Here is a 24980-nt window from a genome sequence, read left to right on the forward strand (position 1 = left end):
CAGAGAGGATTGTCACACTTTTTCTGCGGTTTGCACAGAAAACCGATACCCGGTGCCGCGAACTGTCTGGATATAGCGGTCGTGGCCATCAATGGCCAGGGCTTTGCGCAGACGGCGGATATGGACATCCACGGTGCGCTCCTCCACATAGACATTCCCACCCCATACATGATCGAGGAGTTGGGTGCGTGTATAGGCGCGCTCCTGGTGGGAGAGGAAGAAGGTGAGCAGGCGAAATTCTGTTGGCCCCATATCCACCGGCTGCCCTTTGATAGTGACTCGGTGACTCAGTGGGTCCAATATCAGTGCGCCGGCACTGAGCGGTTCTTCCGGGGTTGCCGGGCCCGCGCGGCGCAGTACGGCCTTTAAGCGTGCAACCAGCTCCCGGGGGGAGAAAGGCTTGGTGATGTAATCGTCGGCCCCGGTCTCTAACCCTTTGATTTTATTGTCTTCTTCACCTTTTGCCGTGAGCATGATGATCGGCAACGAGGTGGTGAGTTCATCGCGCTTGAGGCGCCTTGCCAGCTCTACCCCGGAAACATCCGGCAGCATCCAGTCGAGCAGCACTAAGTCGGGCTTCTCGTCGATAATCAGGGCGTGAGCTTCCTGGGCGTTTTCCGCCTCAAGGCAGCGGTAATCTGCCATTTCCAGTGCGACCCGCAGCATATCGCGCACTGCGGATTCGTCATCGACAATCAGGATCGTTTTACTGTGCATTTGCCTGCCATACCCGCTCTGTTGTCAGGGTTTCCCCAGTTATGGCCGAGGATTAAACGGGATTTATATGACAAATATATGACGCTCCACTTCTGGGGCCCACTCATCTTTCAATTCAGCAGAAAATGCAGCGATATGCCGGCGAAAATGGCAAACCCTACCCAATTATTGTTGATAAAAGCCTGAAAACAGCCCTCTCGCCCTCGGTCCCGAATCAGCCACTGCTGATAAATGAATAAACTGCAAACCGGCAATAGCGCCAAGTAGTAAAAAATACCGAGTGAGAACCTTGATCCAATAAGCAGCAGGGCTATTAGAACTAAAAGTTGTAAGGTTCCGGTGATGACCTTGTCCATCTCCCCAAACAAAATGGCGGTGGACTTAACGCCGATCTGAAGATCGTCATCGCGGTCCACCATCGCATAGAAAGTGTCGTAGCACAGGGTCCATACCAGGTTGGCGGTATAGAGCAACCAAGCCTCTGCTGGCACTTCTCCTGTAACCGCTGCGAAAGACATGGGGATTCCCATACTAAAGGCGGCGCCCAGAACCATCTGGGGCAGGTGTGTGTGGCGCTTTGCAAAGGGATAGCCGAATGCCAGAGCCAGAGCTAAAAACGAGAGGAGAATCGTGAGTGTGTTGGTGCTGAGTACCAGTAAGAAGGCGGTAGCGCTGAGCCCGACGAAAAGCGCCAATGCAGACTTTGGAGTCAGTGCGCCGGTGGCCAGGGGACGCTCTGCGGTGCGTTTTACATGGGCGTCAATTTTGCGATCGGCGAAGTCATTGACTGCACAGCCAGCCGCTCGCATCAGGATCACACCGAGTGTGAATACGATAAACAAGTGAAAGCCCGGCCATCCCTCAGCGGCTAGCCATAGTGCGCACCAAGTGGGCCAGAGTAACAGCAGTGAACCTATGGGCTTGTCCATCCTCGCCAATTGCCAGTAGGGCAGCGCGGTGGGCCAGCGTTGTGCGATCTGTTGGCTGATCACAGTGAATCCTCAGTTGCGATAGTTTTGGCAGCTTCTTGCGCTATGGGGTCACCTGTCGGTGTGAAGTTGGGAAGAAAAGCCTCTGACACCAGTAAAGGCTTGTCCCGCAGCCAGAATACCGAGCGGCGACCCCAGACTTCAGAATCCTTTTCCCCAAGTTCACGATCGGCGCAGCCAGGGGATTTCTGCAGCAAATTTAGGGCGATCTCCCCCCTGCGAATGCCCGGTTCACTAAACAGCAGCTCCCCCAGCGGACGAGTATCCAGGCTGCGCAGATTGCGAGATTTTCCTTGCAGGCTGCGCTCGGGTAAAACGCTGCGGGCATACACCCAGGGCTGTCCGCAACCGTAGAGCAGTACTTCCCGAATCAGAGCCCGGCTACCACTGTGTAACCCCAGTACAAGGTATTCTTCTGGGCGAGGTGTCTGCCAACCCTGATAGAGCACGCGAACATAAAAGTCCCCGTCACTTTGCTGCTTGAGAGCGGCGGTGAGTGATCCGGAATAGGTCAGCCAGGGCACCAGATTTTTGGGTGGTTGCTGCTGGGTTTCAAGAGGCAAACTCTGCCAATCGCCAGAGGGCACAAATGGTGATTGGTGCAACGATAACTCCGCAGTCTGGATAAAGGCCCCATTGTATCCCGGCCGGTGGCAACAGGTCTCTCCCTGTTGCATTTTTGCTCCCCAGCACGGCAATGGATATAGTGCTCACTGCAATGAAAACAACGATTCATAAAGAGAAGCTTGTTATGGGGCTTACTACCAAAATCTTAGTGGGAATGCTTGCGGGCATTGCCGTGGGGTGTTTATTTAATTACTTGAATATGAGCCAGCTGTTCGGTGCTGGTGTGAACAGTGCTATTAATCTCTATCTGACTGAAGGCCTGTTCGATGTTATCGGCCGTATCTTTATCGCGTCGCTGAAGTTGATGGTGGTGCCTTTGGTGCTAGTTTCTCTGATCAGCGGAGCCTGTGCCCTGTCGGAAGGCAGCCGAATTGGGCCGCTGGCGGGTAAAACAGTCCTTCTCTATATGGTGACAACGGCCATCGCCATTACTCTGGCATTGTGTCTGGCATTGATCTTTCAGCCCGGAGTTGGTGTTAATGAGACTGCAGCTGCAGCCGCTTCAACATTTGTGCCGAAGGAGTCCCCACCGCTTTCCGAGGTGCTGGTCAATATATTCCCGACCAATCCTGTAGCTGCTATGGCTGAGGGAAATATGCTGCAGATTATCGTATTTGCCTTGTTGATGGGCTATGCGATTTCCCGCTGTGGCGAACCGGGTCAACGTATTGCCGCTTTCTTTAATGACCTCAATACCGTTGTTTTGCGCATGGTTGGTGTATTGATGGTATTTGCCCCCTATGGCGTTTTTGCGCTGTTGGCGAAAACCTTTGCCGACCTTGGGTTTGGAGGTTTGGTACAACTCGGAAAGTATTTCCTGGTCGTGCTTTGTGCCCTGCTTCTGCATGCATTGGGGACTTACTCGGTGATTCTGAAGCTGCTGAGTGGGCTCAATCCCTTAGAGCTACTGAAGAAAATGTGGTCGACCATGGTTTTCGCCTTCAGTACCGCTTCCTCTGCTGCCACTATCCCGGTGACTTTGTCGACGGTAGAGAAGCGCCTGGGTGTGGATAATAAAATTGCTGCATTCACAGTTCCCTTAGGCGCGACTATCAATATGGATGGCACTGCGATTATGCAGGGTGTGGCTACGGTCTTTATTGCCCAATTCTTTGGTATTGAGATCGGCCTGACTGGCTTTCTGACAGTGATCCTGACTGCGACCCTGGCGTCTATCGGTACTGCTGGGGTGCCCGGCGTCGGCCTGATTATGTTGGGTATGGTATTGCAGCAGGTGGGTCTGCCGCTCGAGGGGATTGCCATTGTGATCGGCGTAGATCGCCTGCTGGATATGGTGCGCACGGCGGTCAATATTACAGGTGATGCGGTAGTAAGTAGTGTGGTGGCGAAGAGTGAAGGTGCCTTGGACGAAGAGACTTACTACGATGCCAATTACAAAAGTGTCAGCATTAACGACAACAACACAGTAGGCGCCCACTAGGGCGCTCTCCTCAAGCCTCGGCAAATCGGGGCTTGTTCTGTAACCAGCGTTTAATCAACTGCTGTCGCATCCCCTCTGTCAATTGAGGGGAAATAGCAATTTTTTGCACTTGCGGCAGTAGCTCAGCATCCCTCTGCAAGTCTGCGATACGGTGCTGGATTTCCCCTGTCTGGCGGGTGCCGAGGATTTCACCGGGACCTCGCAGACGCAGGTCTTCCTCTGCAATAGCAAAACCATCACTGTGTTGACGCAGTGCTTGCAAGCGGGCGCGGCCATTCTGCGATAGCGGTGTGCCGTACAGCAGCACGCAGTGGCTGGCGATGGAGCCGCGTCCGACCCTGCCGCGCAACTGGTGCAATTGGGCCAGGCCCAGGCGTTCGGGGTTTTCGATAATCATCAGGCTGGCATTGGGCACGTCGACGCCCACTTCAATGACCGTGGTGGCCACCAGCAAATCCACTTCCCCGGCCTTGAAGGCGCTCATCACCTGCTCTTTTTGCTCTGGCTTCAGGCGGCCGTGAACCAGGGCTACGCGAACGCCTTCGAGCATTTCGGCGAGCTCTTCGGCGGTCGATTCTGCCGCCTGGGCCTGCAGGCTTTCCGATTCCTCGATAAGGGTGCAAACCCAGTAGGCCTGGCGGCCCTCGGCGATGGCGCTTTGCACCCGTTCCATAACCTGGTCGCGCCGATCATTGGCAATGGCAACGGTGTTGATGGGTTGGCGCCCCGGCGGCAGTTCATCGATGATTGAGCAATCCAGGTCGGCGAAGGCGGACATCGCCAGGGTCCTGGGAATCGGTGTAGCGGTCATAATCAGCTGGTGGGGTTGCAGCCTGCCGGTAGCTCCACTTGCCGCCCCTTTCTCACGCAGCTCCAGACGCTGCTGTACGCCAAAGCGGTGTTGCTCATCGATAATCACTAATACCAGGTTGTGGAAAGCCACCTCTTCCTGAAAAAGTGCGTGGGTGCCAACCACTAACTGGGCATCGCCACTGGCGATCTTGCCCAGCTGTTTACGCCGCTCGGCAGCCTTTAAGCTGCCCGTTAGCTGAGCAACTTCAATACCCAGAGGTTCCAGCCAGTTACAAAAATTGATTCGGTGCTGCTCTGCCAGGATTTCTGTCGGTGCCATGACTGCTACTTGGGCGCCGGCCCCGATACCCTTGAGGGCAGCCATAGCGGCGACCAGGGTCTTTCCCGCGCCCACATCTCCCTGCAATAGGCGCATCATCGGGGTTTGCTGAGCCAGATCCTCAGCGATTTCCTCGCAAACTCTCTGCTGTGCTCCGGTGAGGGAAAATGGCAGACGCGACAAAAAGTCTCGCTCCAGGGATCGGTTAACGGACAGAGGTGGTGCCGCTACCCTAGCGCTATTGCGCCTCAACTCCAGCAGACTCAGATGGTGTGCCAGTAACTCTTCCAGGGCCAGACGCTGCTGGGCGGGGTGAGTACCTGCTGCCAGTTGATCTAGTTGGGTGCCAGCCGGAGGGGCGTGCAAATACAGCAAGGCGTCCCTGAGGGGGTAGCGCAGAGATTTGGGTAATAGCTCTGCCGGCAAGAACTCGGTAACAGCACCGTTTTTCAGTAGAACCAGTGCCTGCTCTACCAATCCTCGCATACGGGCCTGGCTCACACCCTCTGTTAGCGGGTAAACCGGCGTAAGGGTATCTGCGGTCTCCGCGTTTTCGATACCGACGATTTCCGTTTCCGGGTGGTAGAGCTCCAGGCCGTTGGCTCCGCGACGGGCCTCCCCAAAGCAGCGTATTCGGGTTCCTCGGGCAAAGCGGCTTTTCTGTGCGGCGGAAAAATGAAAAAAGCGCAGGGTTAAGGTGCCGCTGCCATCCTGTAATCTGACCACCAGGCTGCGGCGGCGGCCGAATACGACATCGGCGGCACTGACCTCCCCTTCGATTACCACATCCATACCAGCGGTGAGGCCGGAAATAGGCACTACCCGGGTGCGGTCTTGGTAGCGTAGCGGCAGGTGGAAAACCAAATCCTGTAGGGAGTTGATATGGAGTTTGGCCAACACCTGGGCAAATTTATCCCCCACGCCTTTGAGGGTGGTAAGGGGCAGCTCGGCCAGGTTGTTATCTATCCCACGGTCAGGTGACACTGGCTGATGGCCTCTCGCAGTATGTCGATTGCGCGGTGTCGGGGGAAGCTTGCCCGCCAGGCCAGTGCTACAGTGCGGCGTGGGCCCGGTGCGGTAAAGGGGCGGGTCTCCAGCAGGCCACTGGCGTACTGTGATGCGGTGGCGGCTGAGAGTGGCAATACGGTAATTCCAAGCCCTGAGGCCACCATATGGCGGAGTGTTTCCAGTGAGCTGCCATCTGCGGCTGTGCGTATGCTGCCGCCGCCGGCTTCTTTTTCCATGGTTAGTTGCAGGTGCGGACAAGCTTCCAGTACCTGATCGCGGAAGCAGTGACCCTCACCCAGCAGAAGCACATTGTCTTCAGTGAGTTGATCCGGGGAGATAACCTCCTGCTTTGTAAGTGGGTGCCCCGCGGGCATCAATACAACAAATGGCTCGTCGTACAGGGGTTGGGTGACAACGTCGGGCTCGGTAAAGGGGAGCGCGATAATGATGGCATCCAGTTCGCCCTTGCGTAGCCTCTGTCTCAGCGTGGCGGTATATCCCTCCTCAACATAGAGTGGCATTTCTGGTGCCAAATGCTGTAGTTGGGGAATAAAGTGTGGGAACAGGTAGGGCCCAATAGTAAAGATGGCGCCAACTGACAGGGGGCTCGCCAGCTGGTCCTTGCCGGCGCTGGCGATGTCTTTGATGGCTGCTGATTGTTCCAGAACCAGCTGGGCCTGGGCGACAATTCTCTCGCCCAATGGGGTTGCCTGCACTCGAGTTTTTGAGCGCTCAAACAGGGCGACACCGAGCTCTTTCTCCAGTTTCTTTACCGCGATAGAGAGTGTCGGTTGGCTGACGTAACAGCGCTCGGCGGCACGGCCAAAATGCTGTTCCTGGGCGAGAGTTACGATATAGCGCAGTTCATTGAGAGTCATGGTCGAGGCAATTAGATGGCCATTAGTAATAGTAATTATTCATAAATAATCGCCGCTGGCCAATACCCTGTCTCAATCTGTAAGCTGAGAGCGAATATTGGGAAAATTTACTAGTTTTGGGAATTCAGGTGGGATTGAGGCGCAAAATTTTGCTATATCTGTAAGGGGCACACCGAACGGAGATACGTCATGGGAGTTCTGTCCTGGGTCATTCTCGGGTTGATTGCCGGCGCTTTGGCAAAGTGGATTATGCCCGGGAGAGATCCTGGTGGTTGGATAGTCACTATGGTCATCGGCATTGTCGGTGCCTTTATTGGAGGCTGGCTCGGTGCCCTGATTGGGTTCGGTGGCCCAGTGACTGGTTTCGGAATAGGCGACATAATAACGGCTACGATTGGTGCGATAATTTTTCTTGCGATCTATCGCATGTTCAAAAGGCGTGGCAACTAGTCCGCCTTTGGGGAGAGCCTCGGCGGCGAACTATAAGCATTCCGAATTTGATATTTGCCCAAATGACCCCAGCACCTTAGGACTGAATAGCACTGAATCAAGGGAATAAGGTGGACAGCAAAGATTGTTCACCGGGAACTATATGACACAACAAGAAAAGCTTTGGATCCTTGGGTGTGGTGACCTCGGGGCGAGACTGGCACTGCATATAGACCGAAAGCAATACGCGGTTTATGGGATGCGGCGCAATCCCCTGGTAGCTCTGGCGAGTAAGCGCAGGGCAGATGTGGTGAATTGGCGCCGGGGGGATGCCACTAAGAAAGAGGATATTGAACGCTTGTTGTCTACGGGGGCGGATATCATTCTCGCAACATTTACCCCCACTGAGCACACGCCAACCGGCTATCACCGCGCCTATGTGGAAACGGCAAAGGCAGTCGCTGAAGTTGTTCCGCACCTTCCATCCCCACCGCGCTTGGTTATCTGGGTTTCATCTACTCGTGTTTATGGCCAGAGCGGCGACGACTTTATCGATGAGCAAACTTTACCTATGCCCAGTGGTTTTCAGGGAGATAGTTTGCTGGCAGCTGAAGAGATCATTCACAACGCAATTCCCAACAGTTGCATTGTGCGCTTTGCGGGAATTTATGGGCCTGGTCGAGATCGCTTGTTGTCGCAGGTTCGCGCTGGTCGCTGCGCTCCTCCCCAGCCACCGCAATATAGCAATCGCATCCATGTCGATGATTGTATTGGTTTTTTATTGCACCTTATTGAAAGGCACAAACAGGGGTGGGTCCCGGAGCCCCTTTATATAGGCGCCGATAGCCAGCCTGTGCCGATGTACGAGCTGCAACAGTGGTTGGTAAAAGCGATGGGATATACCAGTGCCCACCTGCGCGAGATTGTGCAAACGAGCGAGCGTCGCTCGAAAAAGCTCAGCAATCAGTTGATGCTGTCCAGTGGTTACGAATTGAAATATCCAGATTACAAGGTGGGCTATAGCGCTCTGTTGGAGTCGGAGGGCTGAGCTGCCCTCCTCAATTATTGCCACAGCATCGGCGAGAACTTCTTGCCTCAGGTCACCATAATCGCTTCGGCTTCAAAAAGGGCTCCCCGCGGCAACTCCTTGACGACGACGGTTGCCCTGGCGGGATAAGGCTCTTCGAAAAACTCTGCCATTATCTCATTTACAGCGGCAAAGTTGCTGCTGTCGGTAATGTAGAGATTGAGTTTCACAATATGCTGAAGCGATCCGTCAGAGGCCTCACAGACTGCGCTGAGGTTGCGAAAGACCTGGTGGACTTCATCGCTAAAACCTCCGCTAATCATCTGTTGTGTCTCTGGGTCCAGAGCGATTTGTCCCGACAGGTAAACAGTATTATCCACTTTTACTGCCTGGGAATAGGTACCAGCTGCGGCGGGTGCCCGGTCGGTTTTAATAACGGCTCGATTGGGCATGGGGTACTCCATTACTTATCAATATTGTTGAACAGGAAGACCTATACGGAACTTCCGAATAATCCCTTACTTATTTGCGGGGCTTTCAGAAGTCGGTTAAATATATCGCGCTTTGAAGCCTAATGGCAGTTCCCAATGGGATTCCCTTGTGTTCCTCAAGGGCGGGCGATGCGTATGACAGAAGGGAGGTTGCGCAGGCGCTTCATAACCCGCGCCAAATGTACACGGCCACTGACTTCCAGGGTCAGGGAGATCACGCTGTTGTGAGCATCCTTCTCATCCACATTGATCTGCTCGATGCTGGCGCCCTCTTCCGTAATACGAGTAGCCAGTCGGGCAATAATCCCTCTCTCTGACTCGACTTCTACCCGCACATCACCGAGGAACTCTCCTGTCACATCCGGTGACCAGTTCACCAGCATGATGTTTTCTGGGTGCTCGCGAAAATCACCGGTATTGCGGCAGGTGTCGCGGTGTACTACTACGCCTTTGCCCGAGCTGATATGGCCGATAATGGCATCCCCGGGAATAGGACGGCAACAGCGAGCGAAGCTGATCATCATGCCCTCTTGGGCATCGATCGTTAAGGGAGAAGAGATATTGCTGGCTTCAGTCTCTTCACTGGTGACGGGCGCGAGTAATTTAGCGGCAGAGAAGGCCACTTTACTGCCCATACCTATCTCTTCCAGCAGCTTGTCCAAAGTTGCGCATTTCGCTTCTTTGAGGCCCGCTTCTAATTGCTCTGGCGATAGCGCGTCTAGGCTCGTGTCGAACTTACTGAGTGCTTTTTCCAGCAGGCGCCGGCCCAGGGTAATGGAATCGTGGTGACGCTGGTGCTTGAGGAAGTGACGGATAGCACTGCGCGCTTTGGCGGTTACTACAAAATTGAGCCAGTTAGGGTTTGGCTGTGCAGTTTTGCGCGTGAGAATCTCAACTTTTTGCCCGCTCTCCAGAGGTTGGGACAAAGGGGCCAGGCGCTGATTGATACGCACGGCAACACAGGAGTTGCCGATATCCGTGTGTACGGAATAGGCGAAGTCCACAGCAGTGGCTCCTGCGGGGAGGTCGACGATCTGCCCTTTAGGGGTAAAGACGTAAACTTCATCCGGGAACAGGTCAATTTTTACGTTTTCAATAAACTCTAACGAGTCGCCGGCGCGCTGCTGCATCTCCAGCAGTCCCTGGACCCAGCGCCGTGCGCGCACTTGGCTGGTGCCACCGGTATTGATCACCTCATCGCCGGAGGCTTTGTACAGCCAGTGGGCGGCAATGCCACTGTTGGCCATTTCATCCATTTCCTTGGTGCGGACCTGAACTTCAATGGGCACCCCGTGCATACCCAGCAGCACTGTGTGCAGTGACTGGTAGCCATTGGATTTGGGGATAGCGACGTAATCTTTAAACTCGGAGATTACCGGTTTGTACAGGCTGTGCATAACACCTAGAACCCGGTAACAGGTATCCACACTGTCCACAATGATGCGGAAAGCGTAGACATCCATTATCTCCTTGAAGGACTTCTTCTTGGCGCGCATCTTTTGGTAGATGCTAAATAGGTGCTTTTCCCGGCCAATCACCAGAGAGCTGATGCCCTCCCGCTGCAAGCGCAGTTCTATAGCATTCTGAATTTGTTCCAGCAGCTCTTTGCGATTGCCGCGGGCGGCGACCAGGGCGGCGCGCAAGCGGCTGGCACGCAGTGGGTAGATGGCAAAAAAAGCGCGATCCTCGAACTCGATACGAACGTCGTTCATACCCAGTCGGTGGGCGATGGGTGCGTAGATCTCCAGCGTCTCGCGGGCAATACGGGCACGCTTCTGCGGTTTCAGTGCGCCGAGAGTGCGCATGTTGTGCAGGCGGTCGGCCAGCTTGACCAGAATCACGCGGATATCGCGGGCCATGGCTAGCGCCATCTTCTGGAAGTTTTCCGCCTGCTTTTCTGCCGGGCTGTCGGTCTCGAACTGGGTTAGTTTGGAGACCCCATCGACCAGGTCGGCAACCTCTCCACCAAACTGCTCGGCCAGAGCTGCCTTGGGGATACCCGTATCCTCGATCACATCGTGCAACATGGCTGCCGCCAGGCTCTCGTGATCCATATGCATGCCCGCGAGAATAGTGGCAACTGCCAGCGGGTGGGTGACATAGGGCTCGCCGGAACGGCGCTGCTGACCATCGTGAGCCTGCTCCGCGTAAAAATAGGCGCGGCGAACGATTTGGATCTGGTCGGGGGGAAGGTATGAGGAGAGGCGGTGGGCCAAACTATCTATGGTGTGCAATGCCGCGCGCGCCTCTCGTAAAACTCAAAAAGTACCCAGTAAGAGACCTGATCAGACTTGCTGATCTGTTAGGTAGTTGGGTGCAACGATAGGAGCAGGTGCCTCTTCGCGTTCCGGCTCGTCGAGGATGGCGGCATCCACCAGGCCCTCTTCGATTTCGCGCAGGGCAATTACCGTGGGCTTATCGTTTTCTTCGGGAACCAATGGATCCCTGCCGCCTGTAGCGATCTGACGGGCGCGTTTGCTGCCGACGATAACGAGCTCGAAGCGGTTGTCCACATGCTCAAGGCAATCTTCAACGGTAATACGTGCCATAAACTTTCGTTTCCATTTGCTGTGCCCGAAGGCAAATTCTGTACAGGGGACCGGCTATTTTACCGGACCGGGAAATGTATGCAATTCGATCAATTGGTTCAGTGGCGCAACAGTGCCTGAAGTAGATCGCCGTGGCGCAGTTGCTGCAGCTCTAAGCGCTGTCGCTGGGCAACGATAATGGCACGCAGCTCTGTTAACGCTTGGTCGAAGTTGTCGTTGATTACCAGGTAATCTGCGGCGACATAATGGGTCATTTCGTCGATGGCCTGGTCCATACGGCGATCAATGACCGCTTGATCGTCCTGACCGCGTCCGGTGAGGCGCTCGCGCAGGGCTTCCTGGGACGGAGGCAAAATAAAAATACCCACTGCATCAGGGCGCAGGCGACGAACCTGTTCGGCCCCCTGCCAATCGATTTCCAGGATAACATCGCGACCACTGGCAAGAGTCTCTTCGATCTCAGCTTTGGCGGTGCCGTAATAATTATCGCCATAAACTTGGGCGTGCTCAAAAAAAGCATCACGCTCCAACATTGCCAAAAATTCTTCTCGCTCGACAAAGTGATAGTCAACGCCGTGAGTTTCGCCTGGGCGCATGGCACGAGTGGTATGGGAAACCGATACGGTAACCTGGCTGTCGCTGTCTACCAGCGCTTTGACCAAGCTGGTTTTTCCTGCACCGGAGGGAGCGGAGACGGTGTAGAGGGTTCCTGTTTGCACAACTGATCCTGTTCGCGAGCAAAGAGCCCATTATAACCGAAGCTTGCGTCTGGAGATGAAAGAGTGTCATGAAGGGACAAGGCTAGCCCCCGGCCGGAGTGGGGGTATCTGTTGGGAGATTCAGGGCGCGTTACCACCTGCGCGCCTGGGCCCGGCCGGGATAGCCTCGCGGGAGTTTCTCAATCACCGCCAACCACCTGTGATTAAGGGGACCTCCCTGTTGTTAATCGCTAACGAAAGTGACTCTATCCTCTTTGCGTCGGGTTGCCAACCACCACCATACCAAAGAGCTTGTGAGCAAGTAGGATATGAAGAGTGGTACATATGTATTGTTTAGTAGCGGAATAGCGCAGATGAGTGCTGCGAGTCTCAAAGTTTCGAGGCGCCCTGAAATAGGATGACCATCCAGTACCCTACCATTAATTGCCAGGCAAATAATCAAGGCAATAACCGAGCCCATAAGTTGCCAGAAACTCAATACGCTGGTGAACCAGAGGAGAGATAAGGTTGTGGCGGTGTAACAGAGGTGTTGTGCGAATGCGTAGTTGCGCAAACCAGGGCTAATTTCAGGGTTGAAACGTTTAAAGTTTGTCAGATCGGTAGAGGCTACTGGCATGGATTTTTCTACATCTGCGGGCCTGTAGCCGGTGGGGCGGAACCAAAGAGTGCACTTGTCCCACCAGCTTTTCGTATGCCAGGCATCAATTGCCATGCGCTTTAAGTGTTGTAAATTGGCTGCTACAGGATCAAAGGTATTTAGGGGCTTACGCACACCGTAAAGACAGGGCTCAGTTTCGAGTTCCTGCTGGTAGGTGCCAAATAAGCGATCCCAAAGTATTAATATTCCGCCGTAGTTTTTATCTACGTAGACAGCGTTCTGGGCGTGGTGTACCCGGTGATTCGAGGGGGTAATGACAAACCACTCCAACCAGCGGATCTTGGGTATTTTTTGAGTGTGAACCCAAAACTGGTAAATAAGATCAATTGCGCCGGCGACAATAACAATTTCTGCCGGCAAACCAATCAATAGAAGCGGTAGATAAAATATCCAATCCAGCTGTAGCCCCCCCGAAGACTGGCGCAATGCTGTGCTCAGGTTGTAGTCCTCACTCTGGTGGTGCACCAGGTGTTCTGCCCAAAAGATGTTTACCTCGTGACAGATACGGTGCTTCCAGTAGTAGCAGAAGTCGTATGCGAGAACCGCCAGGGCCAGGTGCCAGACATTGTCGATAGACCAGTTGAAACCAACCCATTGATAGTAGGGTTGTAGCAACGTAAACAGCGGGATATAGATAACGAGGAATAAGCTTTTATAGGTAAGCCCGATAATACGATTGAGAATCCCCGTGCTGAGATTGCCAATAGTGTCATTCAGCCTGTAGAGCCCCCAGCCTTTCCAGCGATCCAGGGCGAACTCCATAAGCATGGCGGTCAGAAAAAATGGAATGGAGAAAGTAAGCAGGTCCACAGAAACCCCATATTTTTATTATTAGATAGCGTATCTATCGAACTCTGCCACACGGCTACTGGGCCGCATATGCCAGTGAAGCATGGATTCTGAAATCAGTCAGTATTCGCTGAAGGGGTTTTGACGTAATTAACTTTCAGGTTTACAAAAGTGGTGCCTGATTGGCACTAATCAAAAGATTGGCAAGAGCATGCGATACGTCGAATTGGTACCACGGCTAGGTGCGACTTTTGATGTTTAGGCATGGTTTTCTTCGTGAAAGGATTTTCTTTGGAGTTTATAAATAGAAAGACCGGCAAATGCCGGTCTTTTTTTACTCTGAACGGGTCGCTATTTACTCGCTAGCTTCCGCTTCCAAAGTCACACCGCTGTAGGATTCATACCCATAGACACTGATGTACCAGGTGCCGGAATCCGGGTTACTAATGGTGCAGCTCTCCTCGTTACCCCAGAGGTATGGACGACAGTCATATCGACGCAGGGTAGGATAGTTACCGTGGCGCACGTAGAGATCAACTTCGCCGGAGCCACCGGACATCTCTATAGTAAGGGTGGAAGTCCCCGACTCAACATCAATGGTGAAGTCATTCCAGCTGCCCTGGCTGCCAGAAAGGTTAGTTTCTGTCCAACCTGAACCATTGCTGCCACTGTCGTCATCGTCGTCGCCATTACCACTATCGTCGCCGCTCGCCATAGCTACAGCTGCTGCCGCGTCCACAATACCGGAGCCGCAGTTGTTGCAAGAAGAGGGGAAGCTGCGAGCGGTGCTGGTGAGGATCGACTCAACTTCATCCGGAGTAACGTCGGGGTTAACCGAATAAATCAGCGCTGCTGCGCCGGCGACATGGGGGGCTGCCATACTGGTGCCCTGGCTGTAATAGTAGCTATCGCTGCCCGCATCGGTAGAGCCGTTGTTGTAGGTGGAAAGGATACCGTCGGAATCGTTTGCGAAGCTCTGTGCGCCACCGGGTGCAGCGACATCAACCACATTGCCATAGTTGGAGTAATAAGAGCGGCCGCCGGTACGGTCAGTTGCCGCAACGGTAATAACCCCATCACAGCTGGCAGGCGAGTATTGGCTTGCGTTGGCACCACTGTTACCAGCGGCGACAACCACGGTAGCGCCGAGGCTGCGCGCAGTGTCGATAGCGCTTTGCGTGGTAGTGTCACAGCTACCGCCACCGCCGAGGCTCAGGTTCAATACTTGGGCTGGGTTTTGGTTGCTTGGCAATCCGCTGACAGAACCACCGGCACCCCAGATGATGCCGTCGGCAATATCAGAGGTATAGCCACCACAGCGTCCAAGCACACGAACGGGCACTATCTTCGCATCATAGGCAACACCGGCGATACCCATGTTGTTGTTAGTAACCCCGGCAATGGTGCCGGCTACATGGGTGCCGTGCCAGCTGCTGTCGCTCTCGGAGGGGATGCTCGGGTCGTCACCGCAGGCTTTATCTGTATACCAATCCCCTGGGTCAGTGGGATCGTCATCACGTCCATCTCCATCTACGGAGACGAAAGTGTCAGAAATCATATCGTAGCCTGGCAGGATATTGTCTACCAGATCGGCGTGGGGGAGATAACCGGTATCGAGTACGGCAACCACTACGCCATCGCCCTGGGTAACGTCCCAAGCTGAGGGCAGGTTCAAGCCGCCGGTGGACTCGTAGTAATGCCACTGGCTGAGATAGCTCGGGTCATTGGGCTCGGCCATCGCTTTCATAATCAGGTCCGGCTCTGCGTATTCCACATCCGGATCCTGTTTCAGGCGATCGATGATCGCGCTTACTTCAGCTCTACTTTTACGGCCTTCCAGGCGCATTACCTGGGCGCCAGTGGCCATACGGCGGAGGTGGCGCATCTTGTGGCCGGCGCGACGGGAAGCTTTTTCGACCGTCTCTGTGGCCATGGTGGCCGCCTTCCCAACTTTAGCGCTCTCCTTGTACTTTACGATGATGCGGTCGGTTAGCAGTGTTTTTTCCGCGTCCGCTGCGTGAGTAGCGAAAGGGGTAGCACACAGTAACGAAAACGCACTCGCCAGAATCGTCTTTTGCAAAAGACTTTTCAATGATGATTTCATTATTGTTATATCTCCGAGATATTTTAAATCCGGCTATCAGTATTCCGATAGGCCGGAGACTCCTGAAAAACTCCGCACTAACAAAATAAATTTGCTTAACGGATAGGCCTAGAAACTGTCTTTCTCACAGTCGGTAAGTCAGTTTGACCAAAATTGGTACCAAAGTTTCAAAATGGTACTTCTTTATAACGTTCGTGAAATTATTATCCTCAGCTTAAGCCTTTAAATTTGTGTGGCTTTTGGCGACAAATTTATAAGTTTTGGGAAAAAAATCTGATAGTGAGAATTTATCTACGGGAGAGATGTGGAGGGGTTCACAGGGGGGAAATTGGATAATAAACAAATATTTTCAGATAAAAGAATTATCGTGCGTAGAAAAGATGAATCGCTAAACGCTTTTTAGTGACGTGTACGTAGCATTTACGTAGCTTGGCTTTGGGGCCTGTTTCCTGAGGGTACCCCAGTAATGAAAACCTTTGCTGGCTACTACTGGGGTTTGAGGTTGAAAGGTTGGTGTTAGGACTTGTGTTTATCTGGCCTTGCTATAACTGGGAACTTTGGCCCACAGCTTTGCAGCCAGCAACCCAAAGATAAATCCAAATAGGTGGGACTCCCAGGAGATAAAACCACCCCGTGGCAAGACACCGAAAATAAGCCCTCCATAAAGGACGGCTACCACAATAGATATTAATAAACGGCTAAATTTCCTGCTGATAAATCCCGCAAGAAGCAAAAAGCCGAAATAGCCATAGATAACTGAGCTAGCTCCCAAATGATTGCCCCTGCCAGCAAAAAGCCAAACGGCCACTCCGGTGGTAATCACAACGAACAGGGTCACTCTCAGGTAAGTTTTTACCCCGTACTGCAGCACTAAGAAACTGAAGATGCACAGAGTGAATATATTCGAGAAGAAGTGCCAGCTATTTCCATGCAGTAATGGTGCAGAAAAGATATGGGGGAGGTGGTTGATTGAGCGGGGAACAATACCAAAGTAATTAAGCGATCGGCCGCTCAGAATATTAATAATCTCAATTGCAGCAAGCACTAAAAAAATAGCGCCGACCCACTTCAGGTTTTGTCGCATAAGTATTCCTTAAAGGGTGAGCTATCACAAATCCCTCTGTCTGGTGGTAGAGGGGCATCCGCAGTCTCGGTGAGAATGCCCCAGAGGGTTACTCGATGTTTTGTACTTGCTCGCGCATCTGCTCGATCAATACTTTGAGCTCTACCGCAGCCTGGGTTGTGTCGGTAACCACAGACTTTGAGGAGAGGGTGTTGGCTTCGCGATTAAACTCCTGCATCAGGAAATCCAGCCGCCGGCCGATTGATCCACCGCCGGCTAAAACCCGACGTGTTTCAGAAGTGTGCGCACTGAGGCGGTCGAGCTCTTCATCCACATCAGCCTTCTGGGCCAACAGGACGATCTCCTGCTCGAGCCGGTCCTTGTCCAGCTCCACTTGCAACTCTTCCAGGCGGCTGCGCAGCTTGTCTCGCTGTGCCTCAAGGATTTGGGGAAGCAGCTCTCGAACTTTGGCCACTTGCTCTTCGATTCCCTTGAGTCGGGCCTCAATAAACTTGGCTAGCTCAGCGCCTTCGCGTTCACGGTTTGCGCGCAGCTGTCCCAGTGCCTCGCGAAAAGCCTCCAATATCGTTGCCGACTGTTGATCGGTATCCGCTTCCGGTTCACTGATAACACCGGGCCACTGGAGAATTTGCAAGGGATTGAGTGGTTGAACATCCTCGCCACCCGCTACCTGTTTTGCCGCATGAATCAGCGCCTGGGCGAGGGGTTGGTTGATTTCCAGCCCAGTGCCTTCGGCGCTATTGGTCTTCAGGCTTAGGGTCAGTTCAATTTTGCCGCGGGACAGCGTCTTGCGCAGCGTATCGCGCAGTTGTGTTTCCAGGGAGCGAGCCGCTTCGGGCAAACGGAAATGTGGTTCCAGGTAGCGATGGTTGACCGAGCGCAGTTCCCAGATAGCGGTGCCGTTTGCGTAATTGGCCTCGGCGCGTCCAAAGGCTGTCATGCTGCGCACTTTGTTCTGTTCCCGTTGACTGGCCATAGCTGATCCCCTACAGGCGTATTAATCGGCCCGGCATAATAACACAGCGTTTGGATCGCCATGCTGGGGTATATAATGCGGGGCTTTCATTCAATATTTGAGGTGGACTATGCAGCGTCCCAGTGGCCGCGCCCCTGCGCAATTGCGCCCGGTAAAAATTACCCGCAACTATACCCGTCATGCGGAGGGGTCTGTGTTGGTGGAGTTTGGTGATACTAAGGTTTTGTGTAATGCCTCTCTCTCCAGTGAAGTCCCAAGGTTTTTACGCGGCCAGGGCAGCGGTTGGATTACTGCAGAATACGGCATGCTGCCACGCTCCACAGGCTCTCGTATGCCTAGGGAAGCGGCCAAGGGCAAGCAGAGTGGGCGCACCGTGGAAATTCAGCGCTTGATCGGGCGCTCACTGCGAGCGGCGGTAGACCTGGAGAAGCTGGGTGAGAATCAAATCACCGTCGATTGCGATGTTATCCAGGCCGATGGCGGTACCCGAACTGCAGCAATAACTGGTGCCTGTGTGGCATTGGTTGATGCCCTGCGTCATATGCAGCGAGAGAAAATCATAGCCGATGATCCGCTCAAGAATATGGTAGCGGCGGTATCGGTGGGAATATATGAGGGGGAGCCGTTACTGGACCTGGATTACCCGGAAGACAGTTCAGCGGATACCGATATGAATTTGGTGATGGCCGAAGATGGCGGCATGATCGAGGTTCAAGGCACTGCAGAGGGTGAGCCATTTACCGAAAAGCAGTTCGCTCAGATGCTGGGGTTGGGCAAGGCGGGTATTGATGAATTGATCGCTCTGCAAAAGCGGGCGTTGGACGAGTAAAGCAGCCGCCCCTTGGTTTGTATCCGGCCCTCCCCCAATAGGGAAGGGGCCGGAACTCCGTGCGATTCAGACTTCGATTTCGTAGTCCATGATTACCGGTAAGTGGCTGGAGAATTTCACATTCTTATTGATTGCACCGTACTCAATGCGATTTTTCAGACCGTGAGAAACGATCTGCATATCAGTACGCCAGCCATCTCCTTCTCCGACAGTACCGCTGGGCCACCAGCTAAATTCGTCGGTATCTTTTACTACACGGCGAAAAGCATCGACATAGCCAACATCATTAAACAGTTGGTCCAGCCAGCGCTGTTCGTGACGCATAAAGCCGGGAGAATCCTGGTGATCCTGCCAATTCTGTACGTCTGCACGACGGTGAGCCATGCCCCAGTTACCACAGAAAATAAAGTCGCGGCGTTTGCGGCTTATTTTTAGCAAGTGCGCCTGCATGTCCTCAAAGAATTGGACTTTTTTCTCTAACGACGTCTCATCGGAGGCGACTGGCGCGAGCAGAGAGCCAACGCTCAGTCGCTCGAAATCCGCCTGTAGATAGCGGCCGTACATATCCTCACCATTGGCGAAGCCCATGCCGAATATGATGGCTTTGGGCTGGCTTCGGGTGTAGATAGCCACACCATTTTCGTGGGGGGTTCCCGAGTCGAAAAAGTAACTGTAATAACCGTCGGGGTGAAATATTGGGTGGTCCAATTCAGGCTCGAGAGAGCGCAGGTCCTGAAGGCAGATAATATCTGCGTCCTGCTCCGCCAACCAATCGTAGAGACCGCGTTGGGCGGCCTGATGAACGCCGTCTACCGACAAGCTTACTATTCGCATTATTAGCCCCTTACCAGCGGACTGTGTATCATTAGAAACATTATATGCATGCCTACCCCCGGGAATGCTACGGGGAGGTCTCCCTTCACCTTAGCCAATAGTTAACAATTTTCCATGCAGCAATATCAGCGCGATTTTATCCAACTTGCCCTGGATCATCAGGTTTTGTGTTTCGGCGACTTCACATTGAAGTCGGGCCGTCAAAGCCCCTACTTTTTCAATGCCGGCCGTTTCCACACCGGTGCTGCACTGGCAGCGCTGGGACAGGCCTATGCCGAGGCGATAATCGCTTCGGGAGTGGAGTTCGATGTCATTTTTGGGCCGGCCTACAAAGGTATCCCGCTGGGAGCGGTGACTGCTGTGGCTCTAGCCCAAAAGGGGATCGATAAGCCTTTCTGTTACAACCGAAAAGAAGCCAAGGATCACGGTGAAGGCGGAACCTTAGTGGGTGCGCCGCTTAATGGCAAGGTTTTGATTATCGATGATGTTATTACTGCGGGCACAGCCGTGCGCGAAGTGATGCAAATTATCGAGTCTCATGGCGCAGAAGCAGCGGGAGTTGTGATTGGTCTCAACCGCCAGGAAAAGGCTAACGAAGATTGTGAATTCTCCGCTATCCAGCAAGTTGAGAGACAGTACAATATTCCTGTGGTCGGCATCGTGCAGTTAGACGATGTGATCAGCTTTCTCGAGCAGGAGTCGAATGACAGCGATACTCTGCAGAAAATTGTGGACTACCGGCAGCGCTACGGTGTCGCGGGTCAATAAATTTTGTCCCCCCTAGCCGTGGGCCGGTTAATTTAGAGAGAAGAGCGATGCGAGTCGCCCCTTTAGTACCTCTATTGGTCAGCACCCTTTTGATGTTGGCTGTAGAGGCTTATGGCAACAATAGCCGGGTTTTGTATCGATACACTGATCACCAGGGAGTCCTGGTGATCAACGATGTTATTCCACCGGAATTTGTTCCAAATGGTTATGAGATTCTCACTCTTACCGGTCGTGTAGTTGAAGTAGTTGCACCGCAGCTCAGTCCCGAAGAGTACCAAGCCGAACTTCAGCTAGAGGCCCAGCGGGAAGCGGATCGAAAGCTGCTAAAGCGCTATAACAGTATTGCGGATATTGAGAGTGCACGGTCGCGCAAGTTGGCTGTCGTTGAGCAGGATATGGCTATCATGCGGTCAAATATCAGCAGTCTGCGCCGGCAAATTGCCCAGGAAGAAGCCTCTGCTGCACGAACGCAGCGGGGCGGCCGTGAGGTGGCTCCCGAATTGTTGCAGAGAATTGCAGATCTACAAAAAGAAATGGAAGTGCTTGAGGAGCGCCTCAGCCGGCGTGCGGCTGAAGCAGATACCATAGGGGTTGATTTCGATAAGGCGGTAGCCCGCTACACAGAGCTTAATGTTGAGAGCTAACTGATTTTTCAATACCTGAATAATTTCGGAGGGCTACCGCTAAACAGCCCTCATGAGGAAATGGTTATCTGGCTGCAGCCACTGTCTCACGGAAGAAACCAGCCGTTAATACGGGCCACTGTTCTGCCCAGTACTCTGTAGGCTTACGCTTAAAACCGCTGCGCACGTATTGGACGATACGCCCCTCCGCGCTCGCCAAAAGCAGGTTGGCAGCACCACCGAGAGGAAGAGTTGGGCGCAGGTGTTCGCGCAACTCGGCTTCGCGCAAGATCTGTCTAATTTGGGTTTCCAGTCGATCAAATAACTGCAGGATTCGTCCATGCAGCCTTTCAGTTTCACCGGTAAGCGCGTCGCCTGTGAGCAGGCGAGTGATTCCAGGGTTTCGCTCACAGAAAGCTAGCAGGAGCTGCAGAATTTTCTGGCAGCGATTGAGAGCCGAGGGCTCCTCCTGCAGGATCATTGCGATACGGCTGAAAATGGTCTCCTCAATAAATTCGATCAGCCCTTCAAACATCTTGGATTTACTGGGGAAGTGACGATATAGCGCGGCTTCAGAGAAACCAACTTCCTTGGCCAGTGCTGCTGTTGTAATACGTGCGCCGGGACTGACTTCCAGCATATGTGCTAGAGCTTCCAGGATTTGTTGACGCCGATTGATTTTTTCGCTGCTCATTGACTGCCTTTGGTCCGCTTGGGGGGCGGAATTTAGTTTTGCTCTTGTCGTCTTATTTTGACGGCGGCGGAATCCTACCGATTCGCCGGGCTGTCTTCAATTGCCAAGGGGCTAGTGGTCCACAGTTTGCGCTTCTATGTTGGTAATCAGGGTACCCACGCCTCGATCTGTAAATATCTCGAGCAATATGGCGTGGGGCACACGGCCGTCGATGATGTGAGCGGAATTTACCCCATCCTGAACAGCGTCCAGAGCGCAGGTGATTTTTGGCAGCATGCCGCCATAGATGGTGCCATCCTGAATTAAGCTCTCTACTTCATTGGTAGTCAGTCCGGTGAGAACCTCCCCCTCCTTATCCTGCAGACCGGCGACGTTGGTGAGTAACATCAGCTTTTCTGCTTTCAATTCCTCGGCGATTTTTCCAGCGACGAGATCGGCATTAATATTGTATGAAACCCCATTGCCGTCGACTCCGATCGGCGCGATAACCGGGATAAAGTCGCTGTGAACCAGCATATTGATCACATCAATATTAACTTTCTCGACTTCCCCTACCTGGCCGATATCAATGATTTCAGAGGCATGTAGTCCCGCACTCTCATTTTTTCGGGTCAACTTTCGCGCTTTAACCAGCAATCCGTCTTTACCGGTGATACCTACCGCGCGGCCCCCATTTTTGTTAATCAAATTGACGATCTGTTTGTTGACGGTGCCCCCTAACACCATCTCTACAACATCCATGGTTTCGCTATCGGTGACTCTCATTCCGTCTACGAATCGGGACTCAATACTGAGCTTGTTTAGCAGCTGCCCGATTTGAGGTCCGCCACCGTGCACTACCACTGGGTTCATACCTACCAGCTTCATCAGGATAATGTCTCGCGCGAAACTGTTTTGTAGTTGCTCATCCACCATGGCGTTGCCACCGAACTTGACCACAATAGTTTTGCCTGTAAAGCGCTGGATATAGGGCAGTGCTTCATTGAGGACCTGGGCACTTTTCAGCGCAGAGTTTAGATCTAGGGACATGGGCAGTTCCTTACACAGGGCGAAAGGGAATCAGGTTTGGGGTCCTGAATTGAGTCGCCAACGATTTAAAGCAAATGTGGTGGATTGTTTTCTAAGCAATAGGGGCAGTGGCCCGATGGCGGCGCAGTCTATTCCGCCGTTTTATCTTAATCGAGCAGCTGCCAGTCGGGTACAGTAATTGCGGGAGCAATCTTTCTGAGCTGTCCCATCACCTCAGTACGGATGCGCTCCAGGGCCTGTTCATTTTCAGCCTCAAAGCGCAGGGTTAGTGCGCTAGTGGTATTGGAGGCACGTACAAGCCCCCAGCCATCGGGAAACTCTATACGCAGGCCGTCGATAGTATTGATATCGGCATTGCCAAAATTCCCCTTATCGCGCAGCTGGTCTATCAGTGAAAACTTCTCAGTTTCCTCTACTGGTAGCAGGATCTCAGGGGTGCTGTGCATTTTCGGCAAGGTGTCGAGGAGTTCATCAAGACTTTGTTCGCGCAGTGCCATAATTTCTAGTACCCGCGCAGCAGCGTAGATACCATCGTCGAAACCAAACCAGCGGTCCTTAATAAAGATATGTCCGGAAAGCTCGCCGCCCAAAATGGCTTTGGTCTCCAACATCTTGGCTTTCATCGGAGAGTGTCCGGTCTTCCACATAATGGGGCGGCCCCCATACTGGCTGATTAGCTGGGATAAACTGCGACTGCTCTTAACGTCGAAGACAATATTTTCTCCCGGATTGCGCGCAAGGATATCCCTTGCCAGCAACATAACCAGTTGGTCTGCCCAAGCGATACGGCCGCTGCTTGAAATTAGGGTAACACGATCACCATCACCATCCAGGGCCACGCCCAGATCTGCTCCTGTAGCCAGAACCTTTTCAGTCAAGGCTTCGAGGTTTTCTGGCCTGGAGGGGTCCGGTGCGTGATTGGGGAAGTTGCCATCCACCTCACAATAGATCGGTGTTACTGCACAGCCGAGCTGCTCAAAGAGGCGGGGAGCCAGGTTAGAGGTGGCGCCATTGCCAGCATCGATAACCAAGTGCGGTTGCCCGGCGAGGGCGACATTATTGAAAACTTCATCGATATATTTATCGGTGATTTCTTGCTCCCGATTGGCGCCTTCCCCACTTTTGAATGGGCCTTTTTTCATCAACTGGTAGAGCCCCTGCAGTTTGTCTTCCGCCAGGGCGCGACCTTTCAGTACGATCTTAAAGCCGTTGTATTCCGCAGGGTTGTGGCTTGCGGTAACAATGACCCCGCTACTGGTATTTTTTCCTTTCGCACAAGCGTAATAGAGAAGTGGTGATGGAATCAGGCCGAGATTAATAGAGTTGCAGCCACTATCTAGAATTCCCTCAATCAGGCACTGGCTAAGTGTCTCACTGCTATTGCGTCCATCTCGGCCAACTAGTAAGAGATGTTCTCCAGCGTGCTGTGCCAGGGTGCCGAGCGCTCTACCTAGTTGATAGGCAAAAGGTTCGTTGATTTCCTGCCCGGCGATTCCACGGATATCGTAGGCGCGGAAAACATGCTGGGGATACTCAGAGGTCAGAGGCAGCTCGGGCTTGTCATCGTCACTTTCTGGCAAGTCCTTTGAACTATTTTCTTTTTCTTCGCTTTCTGAGTTCTCCGAATCAGAGTCCGAGATACTGGGTGCTGAGGCCAAGCTCTGCGGCAGAAAATCTGTATTGGAAGCCTGTGTAGTTCCTCCATCAGAGGCTTGTGGGTGCGCCTTATTAAGCTCGCTGCCACTAGCATCCTTACTTCTTTCCCATGGGGCTCTCGAATCGCGAGGTAGGAATTTCAGTAGGGCGAATAGGCTCACCAATATTCCAATACCGGCTCCGATGTAAATCCAGGATGTGGGCAGACTGTGCTGTTCGACAAAGGTTTGGGAGGGACTGAAGTGGAGGCTTAAATAGCTGTCCTCAAGTTGCTCTACAGTGTTGTAGCCTTTTCCTATGCCTGCGCGCCACAGTGTTTGTCGGTGGGCATCGGGAAACTTCTGCATTAACTGAACTTGTCCATGACTACCGCCCAGACTTTTTAAAATGTTTTCCAGCACGGAAAAGGGTTGGGTAGCCAGTAGTTGTTCATTTTCCAGGGTGATAACACTATGAAGTTGCCAGCTATTTTCCACACCTGTACGCAGTACTTCCATCGGTTGCTCAGGTGTTTCCTGACTGCGCTTTAACAGATCGACCAAGGCAAAGTTCAGGGAGGGATTTTGCCCTGAGCCCACTCGAACCTGTTCGGAAGAAAAGGCCTGGAGGGATACCTGCTCAGGTAGTTTGGTAGATTCAATCAGTGTTGCTGCAGGGAGCTTCCTTGATCCAAGGGCCTGCAGGCGCTTCGAATAGTCTGCGACGTAAGACTGCACGACTTCAGCTAGTTCGGCAGTTTTTTGCTTGGCGGCTAGCTCAATCTGCGAATGATTGTGGGGTATTACAAGATACTGGATTAACAGATAGGCACCGCCCAGCCAAGCGACAACTACTAATAATAACGGTAAAAATAACCCTTTCTGCATGGTACCGCCTGGTTTCTTTTTGTTGTTGGAGCCCACAGATATCCCTGATTTGAGCGTAAATGT

At 53.1% G+C, this 24980-nt stretch carries 23 protein-coding genes; 6 read left to right on the plus strand and 17 right to left on the minus strand.

The window, feature by feature from the left end; all coding sequences use genetic code 11:
- Positions 1–12: 12 nt before the first annotated feature.
- The 3 genes from phoB to ACJJIL_RS22720 all read right to left on the minus strand — a co-directional run bounded on the left by phoB (position 13) and on the right by ACJJIL_RS22720 (position 2383).
- On the minus strand, positions 13–717 hold the full coding sequence (gene phoB / locus ACJJIL_RS22710) for a phosphate regulon transcriptional regulator PhoB (RefSeq protein ID WP_108735044.1): 705 nt from the start codon (positions 715–717) through the stop codon (positions 13–15).
- Between the two features lie 110 nt (positions 718–827).
- The gene (gene ubiA / locus ACJJIL_RS22715; RefSeq protein ID WP_445360829.1) at positions 828–1709 is read right to left on the minus strand and encodes a 4-hydroxybenzoate octaprenyltransferase; all 882 of its coding nucleotides are present in this window, start codon (positions 1707–1709) and stop codon (positions 828–830) included.
- On the minus strand, positions 1706–2383 hold the full coding sequence (locus ACJJIL_RS22720; protein WP_445360830.1) for a chorismate--pyruvate lyase family protein: 678 nt from the start codon (positions 2381–2383) through the stop codon (positions 1706–1708). Before ACJJIL_RS22720 ends, ubiA begins: the two co-directional genes overlap by 4 nt.
- Positions 2384–2457: 74 nt before the next feature.
- On the opposite strand from ACJJIL_RS22720, the gene ACJJIL_RS22725 reads away from it, so the two are divergent.
- Positions 2458–3774, plus strand: coding sequence for a dicarboxylate/amino acid:cation symporter (locus tag ACJJIL_RS22725; protein ID WP_445362026.1), 1317 nt, complete (start codon positions 2458–2460; stop codon positions 3772–3774).
- A gap of 10 nt (positions 3775–3784) precedes the next feature.
- Here the strand turns inward: ACJJIL_RS22725 and recG are convergent, their stop codons facing one another.
- Positions 3785–5890, minus strand: coding sequence for an ATP-dependent DNA helicase RecG (gene recG, locus ACJJIL_RS22730; RefSeq protein ID WP_445355377.1), 2106 nt, complete (start codon positions 5888–5890; stop codon positions 3785–3787).
- Positions 5869–6792 (minus strand): hydrogen peroxide-inducible genes activator, encoded by a 924-nt coding sequence (locus ACJJIL_RS22735; protein WP_282930624.1) that lies wholly within the window; start codon positions 6790–6792, stop codon positions 5869–5871. The genes recG and ACJJIL_RS22735 overlap by 22 nt, the downstream gene beginning before the upstream one ends.
- 189 nt (positions 6793–6981) lie before the next feature.
- Here ACJJIL_RS22735 and ACJJIL_RS22740 point away from each other — a divergent pair, with 189 nt between their 5' ends.
- Positions 6982–7242 carry a GlsB/YeaQ/YmgE family stress response membrane protein gene (locus ACJJIL_RS22740; protein WP_108735039.1) on the plus strand — a complete coding sequence of 87 codons (261 nt, stop codon included), beginning with the start codon at positions 6982–6984 and terminating at the stop codon, positions 7240–7242.
- A gap of 142 nt (positions 7243–7384) precedes the next feature.
- Positions 7385–8269 carry a sugar nucleotide-binding protein gene (locus ACJJIL_RS22745; RefSeq protein WP_445355378.1) on the plus strand — a complete coding sequence of 295 codons (885 nt, stop codon included), beginning with the start codon at positions 7385–7387 and terminating at the stop codon, positions 8267–8269.
- Positions 8270–8316: 47 nt separating this feature from the next.
- On the opposite strand, the gene ACJJIL_RS22750 is transcribed toward ACJJIL_RS22745, so the two are convergent.
- The 8 genes from ACJJIL_RS22750 to ACJJIL_RS22785 all read right to left on the minus strand — a co-directional run bounded on the left by ACJJIL_RS22750 (position 8317) and on the right by ACJJIL_RS22785 (position 17618).
- Entirely contained in the window at positions 8317–8700 is a 384-nt protein-coding gene (locus ACJJIL_RS22750; protein ID WP_282930626.1) for a Rid family detoxifying hydrolase, read from the minus strand.
- Between the two features lie 155 nt (positions 8701–8855).
- Positions 8856–10973 (minus strand): bifunctional GTP diphosphokinase/guanosine-3',5'-bis pyrophosphate 3'-pyrophosphohydrolase, encoded by a 2118-nt coding sequence (gene spoT / locus ACJJIL_RS22755; protein WP_282930627.1) that lies wholly within the window; start codon positions 10971–10973, stop codon positions 8856–8858.
- A gap of 51 nt (positions 10974–11024) precedes the next feature.
- Positions 11025–11288, minus strand: a complete 264-nt coding sequence (gene rpoZ / locus ACJJIL_RS22760) for a DNA-directed RNA polymerase subunit omega (protein ID WP_413663830.1) — start codon at positions 11286–11288, stop codon at positions 11025–11027.
- 98 nt (positions 11289–11386) lie between these two features.
- Complete coding sequence (gene gmk, locus ACJJIL_RS22765; protein ID WP_413663829.1) at positions 11387–12007, minus strand: guanylate kinase; 621 nt, start codon at positions 12005–12007, stop codon at positions 11387–11389.
- Positions 12008–12230: 223 nt separating this feature from the next.
- Positions 12231–13475 carry a sterol desaturase family protein gene (locus tag ACJJIL_RS22770; RefSeq protein ID WP_445360831.1) on the minus strand — a complete coding sequence of 415 codons (1245 nt, stop codon included), beginning with the start codon at positions 13473–13475 and terminating at the stop codon, positions 12231–12233.
- Positions 13476–13809: 334 nt separating this feature from the next.
- Positions 13810–15558 (minus strand): S8 family peptidase, encoded by a 1749-nt coding sequence (locus ACJJIL_RS22775; protein WP_445360832.1) that lies wholly within the window; start codon positions 15556–15558, stop codon positions 13810–13812.
- Positions 15559–16087: 529 nt separating this feature from the next.
- Complete coding sequence (locus ACJJIL_RS22780) at positions 16088–16642, minus strand: rhomboid family intramembrane serine protease (RefSeq protein WP_445360833.1); 555 nt, start codon at positions 16640–16642, stop codon at positions 16088–16090.
- Positions 16643–16730: 88 nt separating this feature from the next.
- Positions 16731–17618: a YicC/YloC family endoribonuclease gene (locus ACJJIL_RS22785; protein WP_445360834.1), complete on the minus strand. Its 888-nt coding sequence runs from the start codon at positions 17616–17618 to the stop codon at positions 16731–16733.
- Between the two features lie 109 nt (positions 17619–17727).
- Between ACJJIL_RS22785 and rph the strand changes: the two genes are divergently transcribed.
- On the plus strand, positions 17728–18447 hold the full coding sequence (gene rph / locus ACJJIL_RS22790) for a ribonuclease PH (RefSeq protein ID WP_444895659.1): 720 nt from the start codon (positions 17728–17730) through the stop codon (positions 18445–18447).
- Between the two features lie 66 nt (positions 18448–18513).
- Here the strand turns inward: rph and ACJJIL_RS22795 are convergent, their stop codons facing one another.
- Positions 18514–19281, minus strand: a complete 768-nt coding sequence (locus ACJJIL_RS22795) for an exodeoxyribonuclease III (protein WP_413663823.1) — start codon at positions 19279–19281, stop codon at positions 18514–18516.
- Positions 19282–19395: 114 nt separating this feature from the next.
- On the opposite strand from ACJJIL_RS22795, the gene pyrE reads away from it, so the two are divergent.
- Both pyrE and ACJJIL_RS22805 read left to right on the plus strand, forming a co-directional pair.
- Positions 19396–20049 carry an orotate phosphoribosyltransferase gene (gene pyrE, locus ACJJIL_RS22800; protein WP_444895660.1) on the plus strand — a complete coding sequence of 218 codons (654 nt, stop codon included), beginning with the start codon at positions 19396–19398 and terminating at the stop codon, positions 20047–20049.
- Positions 20050–20096: 47 nt separating this feature from the next.
- Entirely contained in the window at positions 20097–20693 is a 597-nt protein-coding gene (locus ACJJIL_RS22805; protein WP_444895661.1) for a hypothetical protein, read from the plus strand.
- Positions 20694–20757: 64 nt separating this feature from the next.
- Here the strand turns inward: ACJJIL_RS22805 and slmA are convergent, their stop codons facing one another.
- The 3 genes from slmA to ACJJIL_RS22820 form a co-directional block, all read right to left on the minus strand.
- The gene (gene slmA, locus ACJJIL_RS22810; RefSeq protein WP_108735025.1) at positions 20758–21366 is read right to left on the minus strand and encodes a nucleoid occlusion factor SlmA; all 609 of its coding nucleotides are present in this window, start codon (positions 21364–21366) and stop codon (positions 20758–20760) included.
- 111 nt (positions 21367–21477) lie between these two features.
- Positions 21478–22395: an acetylglutamate kinase gene (gene argB, locus ACJJIL_RS22815; protein ID WP_413663820.1), complete on the minus strand. Its 918-nt coding sequence runs from the start codon at positions 22393–22395 to the stop codon at positions 21478–21480.
- 146 nt (positions 22396–22541) lie between these two features.
- Positions 22542–24917 carry a phosphomannomutase/phosphoglucomutase gene (locus ACJJIL_RS22820; protein ID WP_444895662.1) on the minus strand — a complete coding sequence of 792 codons (2376 nt, stop codon included), beginning with the start codon at positions 24915–24917 and terminating at the stop codon, positions 22542–22544.
- Between the last annotated feature and the right edge of the window lie 63 nt (positions 24918–24980).

The sequence above is a fragment of the Microbulbifer maximicatervae (SeqCode) genome (assembly GCF_052468095.1).